Source organism: Serratia sp. LS-1 (assembly GCF_003719595.1).
GTDB classification, from domain to species: Bacteria; Pseudomonadota; Gammaproteobacteria; order Enterobacterales; family Enterobacteriaceae; genus Serratia; species Serratia ureilytica.
The window spans coordinates 3,799,189-3,821,423 of the sequence record NZ_CP033504.1; the positions used below are offsets into that span (position 1 = coordinate 3,799,189).

At 58.2% G+C, this 22,235-nt stretch carries 21 protein-coding genes, 1 tRNA gene and 2 pseudogenes; 13 read left to right on the top strand and 11 right to left on the bottom strand.

Annotated elements, in window-relative coordinates; genetic code table 11:
- Positions 1–50: 50 nt before the first annotated feature.
- Entirely contained in the window at positions 51–1,295 is a 1,245-nt protein-coding gene (locus tag EDY99_RS18080; RefSeq protein ID WP_123061979.1) for a multifunctional CCA addition/repair protein, read from the top strand.
- A gap of 40 nt (positions 1,296–1,335) precedes the next feature.
- Here EDY99_RS18080 and bacA read toward each other — a convergent pair whose 3' ends face one another.
- Positions 1,336–2,160 (bottom strand): undecaprenyl-diphosphate phosphatase, encoded by an 825-nt coding sequence (gene bacA, locus EDY99_RS18085; RefSeq protein WP_033644592.1) that lies wholly within the window; start codon positions 2,158–2,160, stop codon positions 1,336–1,338.
- Between the two features lie 132 nt (positions 2,161–2,292).
- Positions 2,293–2,652, bottom strand: coding sequence for a bifunctional dihydroneopterin aldolase/7,8-dihydroneopterin epimerase (folB, locus tag EDY99_RS18090; protein WP_015379095.1), 360 nt, complete (start codon positions 2,650–2,652; stop codon positions 2,293–2,295).
- Between the two features lie 107 nt (positions 2,653–2,759).
- Between folB and plsY the strand changes: the two genes are divergently transcribed.
- On the top strand, positions 2,760–3,404 hold the full coding sequence (gene plsY, locus EDY99_RS18095; protein ID WP_033644590.1) for a glycerol-3-phosphate 1-O-acyltransferase PlsY: 645 nt from the start codon (positions 2,760–2,762) through the stop codon (positions 3,402–3,404).
- A 30-nt stretch (positions 3,405–3,434) separates the two neighbouring features.
- On the opposite strand, the gene tsaD is transcribed toward plsY, so the two are convergent.
- Entirely contained in the window at positions 3,435–4,448 is a 1,014-nt protein-coding gene (gene tsaD / locus EDY99_RS18100) for a tRNA (adenosine(37)-N6)-threonylcarbamoyltransferase complex transferase subunit TsaD (protein WP_004937199.1), read from the bottom strand.
- Between the two features lie 325 nt (positions 4,449–4,773).
- Between tsaD and rpsU the strand changes: the two genes are divergently transcribed.
- The 3 genes from rpsU (at position 4,774) to rpoD (ending at position 8,873) form a co-directional block, all read left to right on the top strand.
- Entirely contained in the window at positions 4,774–4,989 is a 216-nt protein-coding gene (gene rpsU / locus EDY99_RS18105) for a 30S ribosomal protein S21 (protein ID WP_001144069.1), read from the top strand.
- 136 nt (positions 4,990–5,125) lie between these two features.
- On the top strand, positions 5,126–6,874 hold the full coding sequence (gene dnaG / locus EDY99_RS18110; RefSeq protein WP_033651286.1) for a DNA primase: 1,749 nt from the start codon (positions 5,126–5,128) through the stop codon (positions 6,872–6,874).
- A 157-nt stretch (positions 6,875–7,031) separates the two neighbouring features.
- Complete coding sequence (gene rpoD / locus EDY99_RS18115; protein WP_025304326.1) at positions 7,032–8,873, top strand: RNA polymerase sigma factor RpoD; 1,842 nt, start codon at positions 7,032–7,034, stop codon at positions 8,871–8,873.
- 55 nt (positions 8,874–8,928) lie between these two features.
- Here the strand turns inward: rpoD and EDY99_RS18120 are convergent, their stop codons facing one another.
- Both EDY99_RS18120 and mug read right to left on the bottom strand, forming a co-directional pair.
- Positions 8,929–9,381, bottom strand: coding sequence for an ester cyclase (locus tag EDY99_RS18120; protein WP_033651285.1), 453 nt, complete (start codon positions 9,379–9,381; stop codon positions 8,929–8,931).
- A 16-nt stretch (positions 9,382–9,397) separates the two neighbouring features.
- Entirely contained in the window at positions 9,398–9,886 is a 489-nt protein-coding gene (gene mug / locus EDY99_RS18125; RefSeq protein WP_033644588.1) for a G/U mismatch-specific DNA glycosylase, read from the bottom strand.
- A gap of 146 nt (positions 9,887–10,032) precedes the next feature.
- Here mug and EDY99_RS18130 point away from each other — a divergent pair.
- A tRNA-Ile gene (locus tag EDY99_RS18130) sits at positions 10,033–10,108 on the top strand.
- A gap of 79 nt (positions 10,109–10,187) precedes the next feature.
- Positions 10,188–10,835, top strand: a complete 648-nt coding sequence (locus tag EDY99_RS24675) for a hypothetical protein (protein WP_164489282.1) — start codon at positions 10,188–10,190, stop codon at positions 10,833–10,835.
- A gap of 22 nt (positions 10,836–10,857) precedes the next feature.
- Here the strand turns inward: EDY99_RS24675 and EDY99_RS18135 are convergent, their stop codons facing one another.
- Positions 10,858–11,076 (bottom strand): DNA-binding transcriptional regulator, encoded by a 219-nt coding sequence (locus EDY99_RS18135; protein ID WP_123062188.1) that lies wholly within the window; start codon positions 11,074–11,076, stop codon positions 10,858–10,860.
- A 243-nt stretch (positions 11,077–11,319) separates the two neighbouring features.
- Between EDY99_RS18135 and EDY99_RS18140 the strand changes: the two are divergent.
- Together EDY99_RS18140 and EDY99_RS24680 are read left to right on the top strand one after the other, a co-directional pair.
- Positions 11,320–12,438: pseudogene (locus EDY99_RS18140) on the top strand (IS3 family transposase).
- 190 nt (positions 12,439–12,628) lie between these two features.
- Positions 12,629–13,492, top strand: a complete 864-nt coding sequence (locus EDY99_RS24680) for a hypothetical protein (RefSeq protein WP_164489283.1) — start codon at positions 12,629–12,631, stop codon at positions 13,490–13,492.
- Between the two features lie 64 nt (positions 13,493–13,556).
- Here EDY99_RS24680 and EDY99_RS24855 read toward each other — a convergent pair.
- Positions 13,557–13,915 (bottom strand): annotated as a pseudogene (locus tag EDY99_RS24855) (phage virion morphogenesis protein).
- 61 nt (positions 13,916–13,976) lie between these two features.
- Here EDY99_RS24855 and EDY99_RS18150 point away from each other — a divergent pair.
- Entirely contained in the window at positions 13,977–14,357 is a 381-nt protein-coding gene (locus tag EDY99_RS18150) for a GNAT family N-acetyltransferase (RefSeq protein ID WP_232094650.1), read from the top strand.
- 211 nt (positions 14,358–14,568) lie between these two features.
- A complete protein-coding gene (gene aac(6'), locus EDY99_RS18155) occupies positions 14,569–15,009 on the top strand; it encodes an aminoglycoside 6'-N-acetyltransferase (RefSeq protein WP_123061980.1) in 441 nt (146 codons plus the stop codon).
- On the opposite strand, the gene EDY99_RS18160 is transcribed toward aac(6'), so the two are convergent.
- Positions 15,010–15,726, bottom strand: coding sequence for an HPP family protein (locus tag EDY99_RS18160; protein WP_123061981.1), 717 nt, complete (start codon positions 15,724–15,726; stop codon positions 15,010–15,012).
- A 162-nt stretch (positions 15,727–15,888) separates the two neighbouring features.
- Here EDY99_RS18160 and yfcF point away from each other — a divergent pair, with 162 nt between their 5' ends.
- Positions 15,889–16,524 carry a glutathione transferase gene (yfcF, locus tag EDY99_RS18165; RefSeq protein ID WP_004937171.1) on the top strand — a complete coding sequence of 212 codons (636 nt, stop codon included), beginning with the start codon at positions 15,889–15,891 and terminating at the stop codon, positions 16,522–16,524.
- Positions 16,525–16,597: 73 nt separating this feature from the next.
- On the opposite strand, the gene EDY99_RS18170 is transcribed toward yfcF, so the two are convergent.
- From EDY99_RS18170 to EDY99_RS18180, 3 genes are read right to left on the bottom strand one after another with little or no spacing between them, the layout of a single operon-like run.
- On the bottom strand, positions 16,598–17,839 hold the full coding sequence (locus tag EDY99_RS18170) for an amino acid permease (RefSeq protein WP_103101387.1): 1,242 nt from the start codon (positions 17,837–17,839) through the stop codon (positions 16,598–16,600).
- 58 nt (positions 17,840–17,897) lie between these two features.
- Positions 17,898–19,352, bottom strand: coding sequence for an NAD-dependent succinate-semialdehyde dehydrogenase (locus EDY99_RS18175; RefSeq protein ID WP_123061982.1), 1,455 nt, complete (start codon positions 19,350–19,352; stop codon positions 17,898–17,900).
- A 12-nt stretch (positions 19,353–19,364) separates the two neighbouring features.
- Positions 19,365–20,630, bottom strand: coding sequence for a 4-aminobutyrate--2-oxoglutarate transaminase (locus EDY99_RS18180; RefSeq protein WP_047026542.1), 1,266 nt, complete (start codon positions 20,628–20,630; stop codon positions 19,365–19,367).
- A 121-nt stretch (positions 20,631–20,751) separates the two neighbouring features.
- Between EDY99_RS18180 and EDY99_RS18185 the strand changes: the two genes are divergently transcribed.
- Entirely contained in the window at positions 20,752–22,224 is a 1,473-nt protein-coding gene (locus EDY99_RS18185; protein ID WP_033644537.1) for a PLP-dependent aminotransferase family protein, read from the top strand.
- The last annotated feature ends 11 nt before the right edge of the window (positions 22,225–22,235 follow it).

Consider the following 22,235-nt stretch of genomic DNA (forward strand, 5'->3'; position numbering starts at 1 on the left):
ATTCATGTAATCTGATAGACAGAGCCTTACACGATATTCAGGAGTCAACAGTGCAGATTTATCTGGTCGGCGGCGCCGTTCGCGACAGCCTGCTCGACATTCCGGTGGTCGATCATGATTGGGTGGTGGTGGGCGCCACGCCGGCCGAGCTGCTGGCATTGGGCTACCAGCAGGTCGGCAAAGACTTTCCGGTATTCCTCAATCCCGACACCCACGAGGAATACGCGCTGGCGCGCACCGAGCGCAAATCCGGCCAGGGATACACCGGTTTTACCTGCTATGCCGCGCCAGACGTCACGCTGGAGGAGGATCTGCTGCGGCGCGATCTGACCATCAACGCCATCGCCCGTTCCGCCGAGGGAGAGCTGATTGATCCTTACGGCGGCGTGGCCGATCTGCAGGCGCGCGTGCTGCGCCACGTTTCCGACGCCTTCGGCGAAGATCCGCTGCGCGTACTGCGCGTGGCGCGCTTCACCGCCCGCTTCGCCCACCTGGGTTTTCACATCGCCGACGAAACGCTCGCCCTGATGCGCCGGATGGCGCACAGCGGTGAACTGGCCGCGCTGACCGCCGAACGCGTCTGGAAAGAAACGGAAAAGGCGCTGCAAAGCCAGAGCCCGCAGGTCTATTTTCAGGTGCTGCGCGACTGCGATGCGCTGGCGGTGCTGTTCCCGGAAATCGACGCGCTGTTCGGCGTGCCGGCTCCCGCCAAGTGGCACCCGGAGATCGACACCGGCGTGCACACGCTGATGGCGTTGGCGATCGCCGCCCGCCTCACGCCGGAGGTGGACGTGCGCTTCGCCACCCTGTGCCATGACCTCGGCAAGGGATTGACGCCAAAAGAGTTCTGGCCGCATCACCACGGCCACGGCCCGGCCGGCGTGCGGCTGGTTGAGGCGCTGTGCCAGCGGCTGCGGGTGCCTAACCCGGTGCGCGATCTGAGCAAGCTGGTGGCCGAGTACCATGATCTGATCCACACCGTGAACAAGCTGCGGCCGGAGACCCTATTGAAGCTGTTCGACGCCATCGACGTCTGGCGCAAGCCGCACCGGCTGGAGCAGATGATCCTGACCAGCGAGGCGGACGCGCGCGGCCGTACCGGCTTTGAGGAGAATCCCTATCCACAGGGCGACTATCTGCGCCAGGCGTATCAGGTGGCGAACGCGGTATCGATTAAAGAGGTGGTGGCCAGCGGGCTGCAGGGCACCGCGATCCGCGACGAGCTCAAACGCCGCCGCCAGCAGGCGCTGGCCGAGTGGAAGCTCACCCAAACCATCATCAACGATCAGGCATAAAAAAACCCCGCGGAGCGGGGTTTTTTCTTGGCGTGAAGGCTTACAGGAACACCATGTAAACCACGGCCGCCACGATAAAGCGGTAGATAGCGAACGGCACGAACGAGATGCGTTTGATCAGCGACAGGAAGGTCTTGATCGCAACCAGCGCCACCACGAAGGCGGTGACGAAACCGACGGCGAACATCGGCAGGTCGCCCCAGGTCAGGAAGTGCAGGCTCTTATACAGATCCAGGCCGCTGGCGCCAATCATCATCGGCACAGCCAGAATGAAGGAGAACTCGGACGCCGCATAGCGGTTCACGCCCACCAGCATGCCGCCGGCGATAGTGGAACCCGAACGGGAGAAGCCCGGCCACAGCGCCAGACACTGGAAGCAACCGATCATGAACGCCTGACGGTAAGTGATGTCATCCAACCCTTCCGCGCTAGGCTTCTTCGGCTTCAGCCATTCCGCCGCCAGCAGCAGCAGGCCGCCGACCACCAACGCGTACATCACGTTTTTCGGCGCAAACAGCGACTTGATGAAATCATGGAAGGCCAGCCCCAGCACCACCGCCGGGATCATCGCCAGCAGGATGTGCCCCAGCTTCAGCTGGCCGCTGGTTTTGCCTTCGTGCTCCACCGGCTTGCCGCCGAAATGGATGCCGATCAGACCGAACAACCGGCGCCAGAACATCACGACGACGGCCAGGATCGACCCCAGCTGGATAATGACTTCAAAGGTTTTGGCTTTGTCGCCGGTAAAGCCCAGCCACTCGCCGACGATGATCATATGCCCGGTGGAAGACACCGGCAAAAATTCGGTTAATCCCTCGACAACCCCAAGAACAAACGCAATAAACAGTGAATGCATGTCTGCCATGTGCTTCGCTCACCCCATAAAATAACGGCTATCACATAAAAAAGCGGCAATGCTTAAAGACAATGCCGCTAAAACAATTCTCAGGATTAAGACCAGGTTAACGGTCTTTCGTTGCAAGCAGATGACATAAAATCATGCGGGACGGGTGCCGCGCTCAATGATCACGCCGACCCGATTGGCATGTGCTACAGCGCCCGGTTTGCTGACCTTAATACGGACCCAGGGGGAATTGAAGCGCTGGAGCAAAATTTCAGATATTTCCTCCGCCACGCGCTCCACCAGCGCGAACCGGTTCGACTCCACGTGTTGGATCACGGCATCGCTGACGTCGGCATAGCTCAGACAGTCATTTACGTCGTCGCTGGCGGCGGCCGGCCGGTTATCCCAGCCCATTTCGATATCGAACACCAGCTTCTGACGAATGCCCTGTTCCCACTCATAAACGCCAATGGTGGTAATTACGGTAAGCTCTTCAATAAATACGATATCCATCACGTCATTCTCTGTTTTTGGCCTTGCCGGATACCACTTCCAGCGGAATGTGCGTATTATCCATAGATGTTGCGAGTAAAACGACCATTATTAAACGGAACCGCGTTATGAGTGCTACCGCGCTTGGCATGATTATCTTCGCGTATCTGTGCGGCTCGATTTCGAGCGCGATCCTGGTTTGCCGGATCGCCAGGCTGCCGGACCCGCGTGAACATGGCTCAGGAAACCCCGGAGCGACCAACGTCCTGCGCATCGGCGGCCGGCTGGCGGCGGCGGCGGTGCTGGTGTTCGATATTCTGAAAGGGATGTTGCCGGTCTGGCTGGCCTACAAACTCAATGTGCCGCCGCTGTATCTGGGCCTGACGGCGATCGCCGCCTGTCTTGGGCACATCTATCCGGTGTTCTTCCACTTCCGCGGCGGTAAAGGCGTGGCGACGGCGTTTGGCGCCATCGCGCCTATCGGCTGGGATCTGACCGGCCTGATGACCGGCACCTGGCTGCTGACGGTGTTGCTCAGCGGCTACTCTTCGCTCGGCGCCATCGTCAGCGCGCTGATCGCCCCGTTCTACGTCTGGTGGTTCAAACCGCAGTTCACCTTCCCGGTGGCGATGCTCTCCTGCCTGATCCTGATGCGGCATCACGACAATATTCAGCGCCTGTGGCGCGGCCAGGAAGGCAAGATTTGGGGCAAGTTCCGCAAGAAGAAAAACGACGCGGATGAGGATAACGGCGACCAGCCGAAAGACGAATAACGTAAGGGCCGGATAATCCGGCCCTTTGTTTTATACCGCAGGCAGTTCCGCCAGCGGCCAGCGCGGCCGCACCGACACGCTCAGCTCCGGGTTGGCGCCGCTCTTCAGCCGCACCATGCCGGCATAGGCGATCATCGCGCCGTTGTCGGTGCAAAATTCCGGGCGGGCATAGAACACTTCCCCGCCGCGTTTCTGCATCATCTCCGCCAGTTTGGCGCGCAGCGTACGGTTAGCGCTCACGCCGCCGGCCATCACCAGGCGTTTGAAGCCGGTTTGCTCCAGCGCGCGTTTGCATTTGATCGCCAGCGTATCCACCACCGCATCCTCGAAGGCGCGGGCGATGTCGGCACGCGTCTGATCGTCGTTGCCGTTGGAGCGGATGGTGTTGGCGGCGAAGGTTTTCAGGCCGGAGAAGCTAAAGTCCAGCCCCGGACGATCGGTCATCGGCCGCGGGAAGGTGAAACGCCCCGCCGTACCCTGCTGCGCCATCTTCGACAGCATCGGCCCGCCGGGATAATCCAGGCCGAGCAGCTTGGCGGTTTTGTCGAACGCTTCGCCGGCGGCATCGTCGATCGACTCGCCCAGCAGTTCATATTCACCGATGCCGGTGACGCTGATCAGCTGAGTGTGGCCGCCGGAGACCAGCAGCGCGACGAACGGGAACGCCGGCGGGTTATCTTCCAGCATCGGCGCCAGCAGGTGGCCTTCCATGTGGTGCACCGGCACCGCCGGCACGTTCCAGGCGAACGCCAGCGCGCGCCCGACGGTAGCGCCGACCAGCAGCGCGCCTACCAGGCCCGGCCCGGCGGTATAAGCCACGCCGTCGATATCGGCCGGGGTCAGGTTGGCCTCTTTCAGCGCCGCCTGAATCAGCGGCACGGTTTTGCGCACGTGATCGCGGGAGGCCAGTTCCGGCACCACGCCGCCGTAGTCGGCGTGCAGCTTCACCTGGCTGTATAATTGGTTGGCCAACAAACCGGTTTGATCGTCATACACTGCAATTCCGGTTTCATCGCAGGACGTTTCTATACCCAGTACTCGCATTACATTTCCCATCATTCACGTGCGGCCGCCAGTCTACCACATTCCGCCGCATTTACCGCCGATGCGGCGCATCTTGTCACCGGCTTGCGCCTATGTCGATGATTCATCCAGAAAATGCCCGAGCGATTAAACACGAGCATTTTTTTCTGATTAGTCTATAATCAGCGCCCGGTGCAAAATTGCGCACGTTGCGGCAGAGCGACGCGGGTTTCAATTTGCTGTGATGCTTTACAAAGCAGCATCCATTGGAGTAAAATTCCGCACCATTTTGAAAAGGCTGGCGCTTGGCCAGCAACAAACCGAATTTTATTGAGGTGAGAGGCACATGCCGGTAATTAAAGTACGTGAAAACGAGCCATTTGACGTTGCTCTGCGTCGTTTCAAACGCTCTTGCGAAAAAGCAGGTGTTTTAGCTGAAGTTCGTCGTCGTGAGTTTTATGAAAAACCAACTACCGAACGTAAACGCGCTAAAGCTTCTGCTGTGAAACGTCACGCGAAGAAACTGGCTCGCGAAAACGCACGCCGCACTCGTCTGTATTAATTCTTCGGGGGCAACCCCACCGCGTGAATTTCTGATTTTCAAAATCGCGCAGACCGAGTAGTTGCATACGAAGGCCGTGCTTTCCGAAAGGAATGCGCGGCTTGTTCTCGTTTATAGGCTAATGAAGTAAGGGCTTATGGCTGGACGAATTCCGCGCGTATTTATCAATGACTTGCTGGCTCGCACCGACATCGTCGATTTGATCGACGCCCGCGTGAAGCTCAAGAAGCAAGGCAAGAACTACCACGCGTGCTGTCCGTTCCACCACGAAAAGACGCCTTCATTTACCGTTAATGGCGAAAAGCAGTTTTATCACTGTTTTGGATGTGGTGCGCACGGCAACGCCGTCGACTTTTTGATGAATTACGACCGACTCGAGTTTGTCGAAACCATCGAAGAGCTGGCGACCATGCACGGGTTGGAAGTGCCTTACGAAGCGGGCACCGGGCCGACCCAGATCGAACGCCATCAGCGCCAGAGCCTATACCAACTGATGGAACAGCTCAGCGCGTTCTATCAACAGTCACTGCAGCAGTCCTCCGGGGCACCGGCGCGCAGCTATTTGCAGCAGCGCGGATTAAGTGACGACGTTATTCGCCATTTCGCCATCGGCTTCGCGCCGGCGGGATGGGACAACGCCCTGAAGCGTTTCGGCCGCGACACCGACTCGCGCCGCGCATTGAACGATGCCGGCATGCTGGTGACTAACGATCAGGGGCGTTCGTACGACCGTTTCCGCGAACGGGTGATGTTCCCCATCCGCGACAAGCGCGGGCGCGTCATCGCCTTCGGCGGCCGCGTGCTGGGCGACGGCATGCCCAAGTACCTGAACTCGCCGGAAACCGAAGTTTTCCATAAGGGCCGCCAGCTGTATGGCCTGTATGAAGCACAGCAGAATCACCCTACCCTGCAGCGGCTGCTGGTGGTGGAAGGGTATATGGACGTGGTGGCGTTGGCGCAATTCGGCATCGATTATGCCGTCGCCTCGCTCGGAACCTCGACGACGGCTGAACACATTCAGCTGCTGTTCCGCGCCACCGACAACGTCGTCTGCTGTTACGACGGCGACCGCGCCGGCCGCGAAGCGGCCTGGCGGGCGCTGGAAACCGCGCTGCCGTACCTGAACGACGGGCGCCAGCTGCGGTTCATGTTTTTGCCCGACGGCGAAGACCCGGACACCCTGGTGCGCAAGGAAGGCAAAGAAGCCTTCGAACAGCGAATGGAGCAGGCGCAGCCGCTGTCCACTTTCCTGTTCGAAAGCCTGCTGCCGCAGGTGGATTTGAGCAGCCCGGACGGGCGCGCCAAGCTGAGCACGCTGGCGCTGCCGCTGATTACTCAGGTGCCGGGCGAAACGTTGCGCTTGTACCTGCGTCAGGAGCTCGGCAACAAGCTGGGGCTGCTGGACGACAGTCAGCTCGACAAGCTGATGCCCAAGCAGGCTGAAAATGCGAATCCTTATCAGGCGCCCCAGCTAAAACGCACAACCATGCGTATACTGATAGGGTTACTGGTGCAAAATCCGCAGTTGGCTACACTTATCCCTTCGCTGGAAGGGTTGGAGCAGACCAAACAGGCGGGATTGCCGCTGTTCGTCGAACTGGTGCAGACCTGTTTGGCGCAGCCGGGCCTGACAACCGGGCAATTGCTGGAGCTGTATCGCGACAACAAATTCAGCCAGCAGCTTGAAACCTTGGCGACCTGGAACCATATGATCGTTGAGGACATGGTCGAACAGACCTTTTTGGATACGTTGGCCAGCCTGTACGACTCGGTGCTCGAGCAACGGCTGGAAACGCTGATCGCGCAGGCCAGAACGCGCGGCCTGAGTCCGGAGGAACGTGAAGAAGTCCGTTCCCTCAACCAGGTTTTAGCGAAGAAAAACTGAATACCAAACGGCTTAAGTGCCGATAATTGCGAGGGCAGAGCCCTGCACAGTGCCGCCATAGTGGGCCGCGGCGATAACGAAAACGCCCCAAATGCTATTGTTGGCGGTTTCGCCGACCGACACCAACCTAAATACTCTGAAGTGTGGATACCGTCTTATGGAGCAAAACCCGCAGTCACAGCTGAAGCTACTTGTCACCCGTGGTAAGGAGCAAGGCTATCTGACCTATGCTGAGGTCAATGACCATCTGCCGGAAGATATCGTCGACTCCGATCAGATCGAAGACATCATCCAGATGATTAACGACATGGGCATCCAGGTGATGGAAGAAGCACCGGACGCCGATGACCTGCTGCTCGCCGAAAACTCGAACAGCACGGACGAAGATGCGGAAGAAGCCGCCGCACAGGTTCTGTCCAGCGTGGAATCCGAAATCGGCCGCACCACCGACCCGGTGCGCATGTACATGCGCGAAATGGGTACCGTCGAACTGCTGACGCGCGAAGGCGAAATCGACATCGCCAAGCGCATCGAAGACGGCATCAACCAGGTGCAGTGCTCGGTTGCCGAATACCCGGAAGCCATTACCTATCTGCTTGAGCAGTACGATCGCGTCGAAGCGGGCGAAGCGCGCCTGTCCGATCTGATCACCGGCTTCGTCGATCCTAACGCGGAAGAGGACATCGCCCCAACCGCGACCCACATCGGTTCCGAACTGTCGAGCGAAGAGCAAGACGACGACGAAGAAGATGAGGATGCCGAAGACGACGACACCGAAGACGACAACAGCATCGATCCTGAGCTGGCGCGTCAGAAGTTCGCCGAACTGCGCGATCAGTATGAAGCGACGCGTCTGGTGATCAAAAAGAACGGCCGCAGCCATGCCAGCGCCGCGGACGAGATCCTGAAGCTGTCTGAAGTGTTCAAGCAGTTCCGCCTGGTGCCGAAACAGTTCGACTTCCTGGTCAACAGCATGCGCACCATGATGGATCGCGTTCGCACCCAGGAACGCATCATCATGAAGCTGTGCGTTGAACAGTGCAAAATGCCGAAGAAAAACTTCGTCACCCTGTTCGCCGGCAACGAAACCAGCGACTCCTGGTTCGAAGCCGCACTGGCGATGGCCAAGCCATGGTCGGAAAAGCTGAAAGACGTTGCTGAAGACGTGCAGCGCAGCCTGCAGAAACTGCGTCAGATCGAAGAAGAAACCGGCCTGACCATCGAGCAGGTCAAAGACATCAACCGTCGCATGTCGATCGGGGAAGCGAAAGCTCGCCGCGCGAAGAAAGAGATGGTTGAGGCCAACCTGCGTCTGGTTATTTCCATCGCCAAGAAATACACCAACCGCGGCCTGCAGTTCCTGGATCTGATCCAGGAAGGCAACATCGGCCTGATGAAAGCGGTAGACAAGTTCGAATACCGCCGCGGCTACAAGTTCTCGACGTACGCCACCTGGTGGATCCGTCAGGCTATCACCCGCTCCATCGCCGACCAGGCGCGCACCATCCGTATCCCGGTGCATATGATTGAGACCATCAACAAGCTCAACCGTATTTCGCGCCAGATGCTGCAAGAGATGGGCCGCGAGCCGACGCCGGAAGAGCTGGCCGAGCGCATGCTGATGCCGGAAGACAAGATCCGCAAAGTGCTGAAGATCGCCAAAGAGCCAATCTCGATGGAAACGCCGATCGGCGACGACGAAGATTCGCATCTGGGCGACTTCATCGAGGATACCACCCTCGAGCTGCCGCTGGATTCCGCGACTTCGGAAAGCCTGCGTTCCGCCACCCACGACGTATTGGCCGGCCTGACCGCGCGCGAAGCGAAAGTGCTGCGCATGCGTTTCGGCATCGACATGAACACCGACCACACGCTGGAAGAGGTTGGCAAGCAGTTTGACGTTACCCGTGAGCGTATTCGTCAGATCGAAGCCAAGGCGCTGCGCAAGCTGCGTCACCCAAGCCGCTCCGAAGTGCTGCGCAGCTTCCTGGACGACTAAGTCCGGCTGCCGCATCAAAAACAAAAACCCCGGCCTGCCGGGGTTTTTTTATGCCTCAGAACATGCTGTTGCCGCTGGCGGTCTTCTCCGGCACCGGCTGCGTCACGTCCCAGTGCTCAACGATTTTTCCGGCGCTGTCGAGACGGAAGATATCGATGATCGCCGCAGTTTTACCGGCCTCGCGCCCGCTGACTTCCACATGCAAAATCACATAGTCACCGTCGACGAACGCCTGTTTTACCTCACTGTGCGAGTTGGGGTAACGCGTTTTCAGCAGCTCGACAAATTGACGAAAACCCGCCACGCCGTCTTTGGCGTTGGGGTTATGCTGCTTGTACTGTTCCCCCAAAAACGGCCGCGCCGCCGCAAAATCCTTGTTGTTCAGCCCCTGCCGATAAAACTCCAGCACGTTCTGCTTGTTGCGCGCTTCCTGTGGTGAATGCCCCGCCTGTGCAGCGCCGGTCACCAATAACAGCGCCATCACACAGCCTTTCATTATCGATGTCATCGCATACTCCCTTATGTCATTGCAGCGCCAGGAACAACTCGCGATAGCTGGCGGTAAGCTGCTCCAACGTGGCGCGGTTCAATCCGCTGGGGTTGGGCAATACCCACACCTCGGTTTGCCCCAGCATCATCGCCTGCTTGCCCCAGGGCGCGTTTTTCACCCCGAAGGCGGTGGTGAACGCCTGCTTGCCTAAAATCGCCAGCGCGCGCGGCTGGTAGCGCAGGATCTTCTCTTGCAGCGCCTCACCGCCGCTGCGCAACTCGTCGCGCGACAGCTCGCTGGCCGCCACCGTCGGGCGCGCCACCAGCGCGGTAATGCCGCAGCCGTTATCCTTCAGCTGCTGCCACTGCTCCGGCGCCAGCTGGCTCTCGGTAAAGCCGGCCTGATGGATCACCTTCCAGAAGCGGTTGCTGCCGTTGGCGAAAGGGTAGCCCTGATGGGCGGAAGAAAGGCCGGGGTTGATACCGCAAAACACCACCCGCAGGCCAGGCGCCAGAAGTTCCATGAGTATTGTGAGTCCATTGCAGGGATTTACTGCGGTTATCGCAAAATCCGCCAGCAATTACAACAGGCTAGAACTGCGCAGAAAAGCAACATACGGGCGGGTAACAGTAGACCGATGCTTAAGGATTCCCTATAATCTCGCGGCTTGGCCCCTTAGCTCAGTGGTTAGAGCAGGCGACTCATAATCGCTTGGTCGTTGGTTCAAACCCAACAGGGGCCACCAAATTTTAGCTTTAAAATCATATAATTAAGCCACTCTAAAGAGTGGCTTTTTTGTTTATCAATTTATGAGTGGCGATCAAATGGCAATGGAAACGGTAGCGCAATGTGATTGGCTTGGCCTTTTAACGAGCGGAACGCTCATACCAGCATCTGCCTTTGTTGCGATTTGTCTTTTTATCCTAAGAGAGTTGTTAGATTGGCGTCGTAAATCCAAGGCCAGAAAAAATGAGGTTCGCGCATTAAAGAAGCTCTTTGCACGGGAGTGTCAGTTAGCCTGGAACATAAAAGAACAAATTAAAACACTATGTGAAAAATTCGCACCTTACGAAGCAAAGCCTATGCACGAGTGCCCCCTTGACTTAAGCATTACAAAAACGACAGCTGGTAAAACTCGTTATACCGTCACAGAAAATGACGTTCCACGCTGGGGCGGCACTCTAAGCCAACCATCAGTCGCAACCTTCACAAAGCATTTATATGATGTATCTAAAATTGATTCTGTATTTTATGAAAATATTAACTTAGCTTATACCGCCGTGATTGAGCTGAAACATTTCTACGAATCGTTAGTGGATAACAAAGACACATCACATCTAATTGGACTAGACAACGTGATGTATGGTTTTTCAGGCTACGCACTCAAAGAGATAATATGGATTGAACGGGAACTTAAAGCTCTTTATCAATACTGTACTGGTGAAGAACTGACTGTAGGTCTTTTACGATAAAAATCCGCCAAAGAGTTTTTTATCAAGGCCACAGTGGCCGCTGCCCACCGACAGTCGGGTGTGGTGGTGCCGGGTCGATAGCTCCCAGAGCAACAATAAAGTGCTCTATTTTTTCCATTGTCATAAACGTACAACTACAGTTGATGTTCTGACATTGGTGGTAGCGCTCTTTCGTATTCTCGGTTAGATGGCGACTTGTTCGCGCATGTGCGGCATGATGGCACTTCGGACAATGAAGTATAACCAACCTCTCACTCTCAATTAGTGAATCACTAATAACTAAAAAATTCACTTTTTGTGAATACATTTTATTCATCATCCGATTCGGCGCTGTATTCCACATCATACAGGTTAACCTCAGGCTCTAAGCCCGTCGTGAAATCACTATTATTCAGATTGTGAGTTACCTTACTTGACCTGCTCTCCGTTGATTAGTACACCCCGATGTTAGTAATATCTTCATAAGCCACATGAGGACATCCCCATGAAGAAGCGTTTTTCCGACGAACAGATCATCAGTATTTTCCGCGAGGCTGAAACCGGGATATCCGCTCGTGAACTCTGCCGCAAGCATGCCATTTCCGATGCCACATTTTACACCTGGCGTAAGAAGTATGGCGGTATGGAGGTGCCCGAAGTTAAGCGCCTGAAGTCACATGAGGAAGAGAACGCCAGACTCAAGAAGCTGCTGGCCGAAGCCATGCTGGATAAGGAAGCGCTTCAGGTGGCTCTTGGGCGAAAGTACAGACGGCAGACCAGAAGCGGGAAGCAGTGGTGTTGATGTATGATACGACCGGTCTGTCGCAACGTCGTGCCTGCAGGCTGACAGGTTTGACCCTGTCAACCCACCGCTACGAAGCGCGCCGTCCGGCGTTGGATGTGCATTTATCTGGACGCATCATCGAACTGGCACTGGAGCGCAGGCGTTTTGGCTACCGTCGCATCTGGCAGCTGCTGCGCCGCGAGGGCTTCATGTTAATCACAAGCGCGTGTACCGGCTTTATCATCTTTGTGGTCTGAGAGTAAAACGCAAACAACGTCGTAAAGGGCTTGCATCAGAACGTCTGCCGCTGCTCCGCCCGGCGGCACCCAATCTTACTTGGTCGATGGATTTCGTTATGGACGCGCTGGCCAACGGTCACAGGATTAAGTGCCTGACCTGCGTGGATGACTTCACGAAGGAGTGCCTGACGGTAACCGTTGCCTTTGGGATTTAGGTGTGCAGGTTACTCGTATTCTGGACAGCATTGCGCTGTTTCGCGGCTATCCGATTACGATAGGCACTGATCAGGACCCGGAATTTACCTGCTGCGCGCTGGGTCAATGGGCCTTTGAGCATGGAGTGGAGCTGCGATTTATCCAGTCTGGCAAGCCGACACAGAACGGATTTATTGAGAGCTTTAACAGACGTTTTCGCGATGAATGCCTGAATGAACACTGGTTCAGAGACGTCAGCCACTCCAGGGAGATCATACGTGAATGGCGTCAGGATTATAACGAGTGCCGCCCGCACTCCACGCTAAATTATCAGACACCGTCTGAATTTGCGGCGGCCTGGAGAAAGGGACATTCTGAAAGTGAAGGATCCGACATTACTAACTGAAAGTTGTATATAATCCTAGGGGCAGGTCAATGTAGCTATCGAGGGAAAATTGTTCAGCAATGGGACAAAAACCATCAGGGTCTTGTCCTTAAAAAACAGGCTTGTTCTAGGTCTCCCGTCCAATTACACTTGATTAAATCTCGACAGAGATTGAATTCTAAATGATTAGCTTATAATTCAGGATTGAAAAATGGAAGAATCTAGAAAAATACGTCAATTAAAAGAAAAACTTATAAATGAACTACCTTTTTTTCCAAATGAAAAATCAATACGCACTGAACTAGAAAATCTAAGTTTAAATGGAGTTTTAATCGCTTACCTTCACTGGAAAACAAGAATCGTGCCTCCGCGCAGAAGGAAAGTTAATATATCTCCAGAGGTAACGAGTGATAAAAGATGGAAGGAACTAAAGTCTGGTATTCATGGGTTATTGGATAAGGTGAGAAAAGGTGAAGACTTGTACCCTCATCTTTCATTGCGCGCGCATAAGTATGGTTACACTCCTGTTGAAAGAATTCGTAATGGAGAAGTTGATTCATGGGAAGACAAAGACCATTTATTAAATACGAAAGGTTTTCATCATTTTCATTTAAGCATGAATATCCAAAGTACAGGCTTGGGAGTAAGGACAAATAGTGTTCTTTTCGCCTTCGTTTCTCGCGACCAGTTTCATGCAGTTGGGATATTTGATCATAGCGTATTTGATAAACCCGATATTTTGAATGGCATGTCTGAGGAGCGTGAAAGAATGTGGGCCCTACATGAAAAGCATACCACATTCGGAATGAAACCGGGCACAGTGTACATGAATAACCCGATAACATCATCCGGGCACCCTGTAAATATTATCATGCTTGCCGATCGTTATGCTGCAATCATCCGAGAATATGATCAGAAGGCGGAAGAAAGAAATTTTGCAAATGAGCTTTATGCTCAAAGTCCATATTCCCCTCCAGAAAGATATAAATTTGAATGGGGCATTCAGGGTTTGGATCTTGTTCTTTTTGATAAAAAAAATAGAGTGACCTTTAACATCCACAAGGCGCACATTTGAGCATGTGAATATATTTTTATCTGCTGCTAATGTTTAATCGGCAGCAGATAATTAATAAATGATCTTAGTAAAAATACTGTAAGATTACTCCCTCCATCAGCATCACTTCCTCGTGACTGAATCTCAGCAGAGAGCGATAGTCGTACTGCACATCCCGACTGTGACGATTTGGCCGGTCTTTGAGGGCACAGTGATGTACCCACACTATGACTCCACCATCGCCACACTGTCTAAAGCGGTTAGTGCGCAGTTTGGCGAACATTTCACGCTTAATACGATCTTTCTTGCTTCACACCGACTGGTGCTTTCGTGCGACATACGGGGGCCGTCTGGTGCCTGCTGTCACTTAATGCGCTGTTGCTGACTGGCGTGCAGTTTTTTCGCAATGTCAGCCGCCGTTTGCCGCCGCACCGCCAGTGACATGCTTACAAATCCACGCTTGGCTGAATCATGCAAAACCCCATAACAACGAGCGAATTAGGTCATGAAACTTGAATTTATCCGCCTCAGCGCCATCGATCGCAGTGAGATCGTTGCCCTAAATACTCACCCATTAGTTTTGCGACAAATGCCGCTGGGGGACACAAGCTTCGATGACGCTGCATGTCTGGAATGGGTAAAAGGTAAAGAATCTCAATGGGATGAACACGGCTACGGCCCCTGGGCATTTATGCTAGACGGCAAGTTCGTCGGCTGGGGTGGCCTGCAAGATGAAAATGGGGACGCTGACTTAGCCTTAGTGCTCCATCCCGATTATTGGGGGTTGGGAAAGCATATTTATAACGAAATTGTGGACCGCGCTTTTAACCCGATGGGCTTCGAATCCATTACCATCCTGCTCCCTCCCACTTGGGTAAAGAATTAAAGCGATATTCCGCCTAGGTTTCCAATCCGATGGCGATATCGACTATGACTGCATCCGATTTAATAGCTATCGCCTGTACGCGCCACGGTCACGGTGAAGCCGCCATCTTTGTCGCAAGCCATCCTGTCCGGGATGGCTTTTTTGTTTCCCGCCGCCGTGCCACACTTCCCTCTCGGCATACCTGATTTATTCCGACTCATAAGGACCCCGCATGATCGTCAACTGCGACCACGACAACCTCGACGCCTGGCTGGCGCTGCGCTCGGCGCTGTGGCCCACCTGCCCGTTGGAAGAACACCGCGCGGAGATGCGCGAAATATTGGCTTCGCCGCACCACACCGCGTTTATGGCGCGGGGACTGGGCGGCGATTTCGTGGGCTTTGCCGAGATCGCGCTGCGCTACGATTACGTCAACGGCTGCGAATCGTCGCCGGTGGCGTTTTTGGAAGGGATTTATACCGTCGAGCGCGCTCGCCGCCAGGGCTGGGCCGCGCGCCTGATCGCACAGGTGCAGGAGTGGGCGAAGCAACAGGGGTGCAGCGAACTGGCATCGGATACCGACATCGCTAATCTGGACTCCCAACGCCTGCATGCGGCGCTGGGCTTTGCCGAAACGGAACGGGTGGTGTTTTACCGCAAAACGCTGGGCTGATCAGGCGATCTTGCTTTGCCGCTGATGCGCCAACTGCTCGGCGCGCAGCAGGATCTCCTGCAGATCGTCCTCGTCGATATCGAACAGATCTCCCTCCATCAGCGCCTCGTGCAGATCGGCGCGGGTGATGGCAACAGCATCGATCGGCAGATTGGCCGGCTTGGCCTCCGCCGGCGCCAGCGCGTGCGGGTAGCGTCGCCCGGCCAGGTTATTGAACAGAATGGCCAGCGCCGCCAGCAGCACCGAGTTCAGCAGCACCGGGTACAGCACAAAGTGATAGCCCATCTGGTGAATGCCGGGGCCGCCGAGGATGGCGGTCAGCGCCACCGCGCCGCCCGGCGGATGCAGGCAGCGCAGCTTGAACATCAGGCCGATGGCCACCGCCGCCGCCACGCCGCAGGCCAGGCCCGGATCGGGGATCAGCAGACCGGCGCTGACGCCCACCGTCGCCGCCAGCGCATTGCCGCCGACGATCGACCAGGGCTGCGCCAGCGGGCTGTTGGGCACGCCGAACAGCAGCACCGCCGAAGCGCCCATCGGCGCGATAAACCACAGGTTCACCTCACCCAAAATAAAGTGGCTGATCCAGCCGGCGAGCATCAGCCCCAAACCGGCGCCGACGCTGGAAATCAGCATCTCTCGCTTGCCCACCGCCAGCGGGTGCGGCCACAGGCGCGCAACTCCCACTCTTACCCGTTCTATCCACTGCGTTTTCATGTTACCCGATACGGCCCAATTCACGTGTTGGCAACAAATATATCACGTCGCGCCAGCGCCGCCGTCCGCCGCGTCATAAAAGAACTTTTAGGCTAACAGATTGATTTTTAGCCTCCCCTCAACAATGATGAATGTTCCCCCCTTAACCCCGAGGAACCGCCGATGTCTCAACCGATCACCGAGCTTTACACCGACAGTGAATTTTTCAGCCCGTACGCCATGTCCGCCTTTGTCGTGCTGACGGAAAAAGGCATTCCGTTCACCGTGAAGCCGGTGGACCTGGCGAAAGAAGAGAACAAAGAGGCGGCCTACGCGGCGCTGTCGCTCACCCGCCGGGTGCCGACGCTGGCGATCGGCGAGTTCCAGCTCTCGGAGTCTTCGGCGATCGCCGAATACCTGGAAGACATCCACCCGGCCCACGCCGTATACCCGCGCGACGTGAAGCTGCGCGCCAAGGCGCGCGAGATCCAGGCCTGGCTGCGCAGCGATCTGCTGCCGATCCGCGCCGAGCGTTCGACCGAAGTGGTGTTCAACAACGGCAAGTTCCCGCCGCTGTCCGAAGCCGCGCAGGAGGCCGCGCGCAAGCTGATCGCCGCCGTGGAAAAGCTGCTGAGCCACGGGCAGGACAATCTGTTCAGGGAGTGGTGCATCGCCGACACCGATCTGGCGCTGATGCTCAACCGGCTGGTGATGCACGGCGATCCGGTGCCGGAGCGCGTGCGCCACTATGCGCACAAGCAGTGGCAGCGCCCGTCGGTGCAGGCCTGGCTGGCGTTGTCGGAAAAGCGGCGCGCGTGAGAAAAAAATCGGCGGCCACGACGCCGCCGTTCTCAATGCCGAGAAACAACATCACTGCTTGAGGGAAGGCAAATCACCATCCAGAGGGCAGATAGCCTAACAATGAAGCGATGGCGTACACCGCGCTGGCCAGGTACAGCAACACAATGCTGATCTGCAGCAGCGGATGCGTGATCCAGTTACACTGCCAGCGTGGGGTTTGGTCGCCGTGTTTGCGCGCGCCACGCAGGATCAGCATCGGCATGATCGACAGGATCACCCCGCTGAACACCCCGGCGAAGTAGAGCGCGTTGACGAACGACACCAGCCCGCTGTAGGCCAGCGCGAACGGCGGCACCACCACCAGCAGCAGCACGCCGAAGCGGCGCAGCGGCAGCTCGTCGTTGCCCAGCCGGAACTTGTCGAAAATATTGGTCAGGAAGCTGCCGCCCAATCCCCAGTACGAGGTCAGCATCGCGCACAGCGCAAAGATGTTGGCGGAGAAGAACGCCCACTGCCCCAGCGCCTGGCCCCAGGAAATGGTGGCCACGTCGGAGATGTCATTCAGCCCGCTGAGCGCAATCACCGACATCGGCACCGCCGCCAGCAAAATGAACGTCACCACCATGCCGACAATGATCGCCTTCGGCAGTTGCTCCGGTTTGTCGGCAAAGCCGCGCGCCATTTCCGGCACGATGTACTGCGCCGAGAAGCAGAACACCACCACGTTGAACACCGGCACCATATAGCGCCAGTCGCCGTCCAACAGGTTGCGCATCTGGGTGGTGTCTTTCAGCAGCGTCGCCGCCACCAGGGCGGTCAACATCACCACCATGCCGATGCTGATGAACTTCTCGCCGCGGCCAATCGCTTTCAAACCGAGGTACAGCACGCCGGCGGCGGGCACGAAGAACAGCAGGCTGCCCAGCGCCGGCGAGATGCCGAACAGCGATTGCAGCAGCTTGCCGCTGCCGGTCATGTAGGCGGTGAGCGCCCCAACGCTGTTGACGCATACCGAAGCGAACATCAGCCAGGCGCCCAGGCCGCCGACGTAGCGCTTCGCCAGCCCGCTCAGCTGCAGATGCGCGCGGGTGCGCAGCGTGGATTCGGCAACGTACAGCATGGTGATGGTGGTCAGGCTTCCCACCAGCACCAGCCAGAACAGCAGCGGCAGAAAGCCGGCCTTGCTGGAGGCGTAGGCGATGGAGAGCACCCCGGCGCCGATGTTGGTGCCGACGATCATCGCCACCCCTTCGAGGAAACTTAACGATTTGGCGGGTGCAGGTGCTCGCACCCCGGCGGCAAGCGCCGGAGAAACAGAGATATTATCAGACATGCATCATCCTTTATCGCCCGGCGACGCTGGCCGCCGGGATGGGTTAACGTCCTGACGCTCAACAGCTCACATCGATACACAGGTATTTCAGCTCCAGATATTCTTCTATCCCGTAGCGCGATCCTTCACGCCCGAGCCCTGACTGTTTCACGCCGCCGAACGGCGCCACTTCGTTGGAAATCAGCCCGGTGTTGATGCCGACCATGCCGTACTCCAGCGCCTCCGGCACGCGCCACTGGCGCGCGGCGTTCTGCGTGAACAGGTAGGCGGCCAGGCCGAATTCGGTGTCGTTGGCCATGGCGATGGCTTCTGCCTCGTCATGGAAGCGGAACAGCGGCGCCACCGGCCCGAAGGTCTCTTCTTTGGCGAAGCGCATCTTCTGCGTTACGCCGGTCACCACCGTTGGCTGGAAGAAGGTGCCGCCCAGCGCGTGCGGCTGGCCACCGGTGGCGATCTGCGCCCCTTTGATCAGCGCGTCGTCGATATGGCTCTGCACCTTCGCCACCGCATCGCTGTCGATCAGCGGCCCCTGGGTGGTGCCTTCCTGGCTGCCGTCTCCCACTTTCAACTGCTCGACCGCCGCCACCAGTTTCTCCGCCAGCCGCTCGTAGATGCCGTCCTGCACGTAGATACGGTTGGCGCACACGCAGGTCTGGCCGCTGTTGCGGAATTTGGAGGCCATGATGCCCGCCACCGCCGCGTCCAGATTGGCGTCGTCAAACACGATGACCGGCGCATTGCCGCCCAGCTCCAGCGACAGTTTCTTGATGCTCGGCGCGCACTGCGCCATCAGGATGCGGCCGACCTCGGTCGAACCGGTAAAGCTCAGCTTGCGCACCACCGGGCTGTCGCACAGCACTCTGCCCACCTGCGCCGCTTCGCCGGTCACCACCTGCAACACGCCGGCGGGAATGCCGGCGTCCTGTGCCAGCTTGGCCAGCGCCAGCGCGGTCAGCGGCGTTTGCTCGGCCGGTTTGACGATGATGGCGCAACCGGCCGCCAGCGCCGGCGCCACCTTGCGGGTGATCATCGCCGCCGGGAAATTCCACGGGGTGATGGCCGCGCACACGCCGATCGGCTGCTTCACCACCACCAGACGCTGCGAAGCCTGCGGCGCCTGCAATACCGCGCCGTCCACCCGCTTGGCCTCTTCGGCGAACCAGGTGATGAACGACGCGGCGTACGCCACTTCGCCGCGCGCTTCCGCCAGCGATTTGCCCTGCTCGGCAGTCATCAGCTGCGCCAGATCTTCCTGTGCGGCCAGCACCTTGTCGGCCCAGGCCAACAGCAGCGCGGAACGCTGCTTGGCGGTCAGCTGTTTCCAGTCGTTTTGCGCCCGCTGCGCCGCCGCGATCGCCTGCTGGGTTTCCTCTTCGCTGACCAGCGGAATGCTGGCCAGTTCGACGCCGGTGGCCGGGTTGATCACCGCTTCACGTTTGCCGCTCAGGGCATCGCACCACTCGCCGTTGATCAGACACTGGCTGCGCAACAGCTCGGGATTATTCAATTTCATGCCGATCGCTCCTTAGTGGGCCAGCGCGCGGGACAGAATGCCCATCGCCTTGGTGAACTGATCGTCCGGGATGGTCAGCGGGTAGAGGAAGCGGATCACGTTGCCGTTCACGCCGCAGCTCAACAGCAGCAGCCCTTCCTCCATCGCCTTCTGCTGCACCTGACGGGTGATCTCCGCCGAAGGCTTGCCGGTAACCGGATCGTTGAACTCCACCGCCACCATCGATCCCTGCGCGCGCACATCGGCGATCGCCGGGCTGGTTTTGCGCGCCTGCTGCAACACTTCCACCAGGTGCTGACCCAAGCGCTGAGCGCGCTGGCACAGCTGCTCTTCGTCGATCACGTCCAGCACCGCGTGCGCGGCGGCCACCGCCAGCGGGTTACCGGCATAGGTGCCGCCCAGCCCGCCCGGCGCCGGCGCGTCCATCACCTCGGCGCGGCCCGCCACCGCCGACAGCGGCATGCCGCCCGCCAGGCTTTTCGCCATAGTGATCAAATCGGGCTTAACGCTGTAGTGCTCCATGGCGAACAGCTTGCCGGTACGGGCGAAGCCGGTCTGCACTTCGTCGGCGATCAGCAGGATGCCGTGCTGGTCGCACAGCGTGCGCAGCGCCTGCATGAAATCGGCCGGCGCCACGTTGAAACCGCCCTCGCCCTGCACCGGCTCCAGCACAATGGCCGCCACCTGCTTGGGATCGATATCCGCTTTAAACAGGCGATCCAGGCTGTTCATCGCGTCTTCGGTGGTCACGCCGTACAGCGCGTTCGGGTACTGGCCGTGGAACACCGAGCCGGGGAATGGGCCAAAGCCCAGTTTGTAAGGCGCCACTTTGCCGGTCAGCGCCATGGTCATATAGGTGCGGCCGTGGAAGCCGCCGCCGAAGGTGATCAAGCCCGGACGGCCGGTGTAAGCGCGGGCGATCTTCACCGCGTTTTCCACCGCTTCCGCGCCGGTGGTGAAGAAAGCGGTTTTACACGGACCGGCGATCGGCGCGCGCTGGTTGATGCGCTCCGCCAAAGAAACATAGCTTTCGTAAGGAACGATCTGATAGGCGGTGTGGGTGAAGGCCTGCAGCTGCTTTTCAATTGCGGCGATCACCTTCGGGTGACGGTGCCCGGTGTTCAGCACGGCGATCCCCGAAGCAAAGTCGATCACTTCTTTGCCTTCCACATCCCACAGCGTGGCGTTCTCTGCGCGCTCGGCGTAAAAACCACACATCACGCCCACTCCGCGCGGGGTGGCGTCCTGACGGCGTTGGTTCAATTCTGCGTTTTTCATGCTGTTCTCTCCGGTCGGTGCCAGTTACACGTTTCGTTCACATTCGTGAAACAATGCCGTTTATTTACACAGGATGTGGCCCTATAATCGAGTGCCAGTTACGAATAATTGAGGGATCCAATTGCGCTCATTGAGTGGTGATCTGTTGCTGCAGCGCCTCGGCGAACAGCCCGATGACAAGCTGCACAAGCGGCTTTACAACGCGATCCGCACCAGCATTCTCGACGGCAGCCTGCCGCCCTCCAGCCGCCTGCCCGCCTCACGCGATCTGGCGCAGGAGCTCAGCCTGTCCCGCAACACCGTGTTAACCGTTTATGAACAACTGCTGGCGGAAGGCTACGTGTCGGCGCGCGCCGGCAGCGGCACCTTCGTCGCCGACACGGTGCCGGACAGCTGCCTCTCCACCGGCGGCGCTCCGGCGGACGGCAGCGGGCAACCGCGGCGCGTCGAACTGTCGGAGCGCGGCGCCACGCTGCTGCACCACGCCAGCGCCAGCCCCAAACAGTGGGGGGCGTTCATTCCCGGCGTCCCTGACGTCAACGCCTTTCCCCATCAGCTGTTCAGCAAGATCCAGGCGCGCCTCAGCCGCCGCCCGACGCCGCAGCGGCTGACCTACAGCAATCAGGGCGGCAGCCCGGAGCTGCAGCATGCGTTGGTGGAGTATTTACGGGTGGCGCGCTCGGTGCGCTGTTCGCCGGAACAGATCCTGATCACTGAGGGCATCCATCAGGCGATCGATCTGGTGACGCGCATGTTGTGCAATCCGGGGGATGACGCCTGGATCGAAGAGCCGGGCTATTGGGGGATCCGCAATATCCTGCGCATCAATGCGCTAAACATCTGCCCGCTGGCGGTGGACGAAGCCGGGCTGGTGCCGCCGGAGCAGCCGACCAACCCACCGCGGCTGATCTTCGTCACCCCGTCGCACCAGTATCCGCTCGGCTCGGTGATGAGCCTGGCGCGCCGCCAACGACTGCTGGCGCTGGCGCGCAACGCCGGCGGTTGGATCGTCGAGGACGACTACGACAGCGAATTCCGCTTTTCCGGCCAACCGATCCCGGCGCTGCAAGGGCTGGAAGCCGACGCGCCGGTGATCTACATCGGCACCTTCAGCAAAACACTCTACCCGGCGCTGCGCCTCGGCTATGTGGTGTTACCGCCGCCGCTGGTGCAGGCGCTGAAAACCGCCCACGCCGAGCTCTATCGCGGCGGGCACCTGCTGATCCAGAGCGCGCTGGCGGAGTTTATTCAGGCGGGGCACTACACCGCGCACATCCGCCGCATGCGGTTGCTGTACGCCCGGCGGCGCGCCTTCCTGACCGGATTGATCGAACGGCACCTCGGCAAACAGGCGCTCAGCGAGTTCAACAGCAACGCCGGATTGCACCTGATCCTCAACCTGCCGGACGAGGCCGACGACGTGGCGATCGCCGCCGCCGCCGGCGCGCAAGGGGTGCTGGTGCGGCCGCTGTCGCGCTACTACATGCTGCCCAATCGGCGGCGCGGCCTGCTGATGGGTTTTGCCTGCGTGCCGGAAGAGCAGATGGCCGCCGCCTTTACCCAACTGCTGGCGTGCATCAACGCCCCGCACTAAGTCAGAGCGCC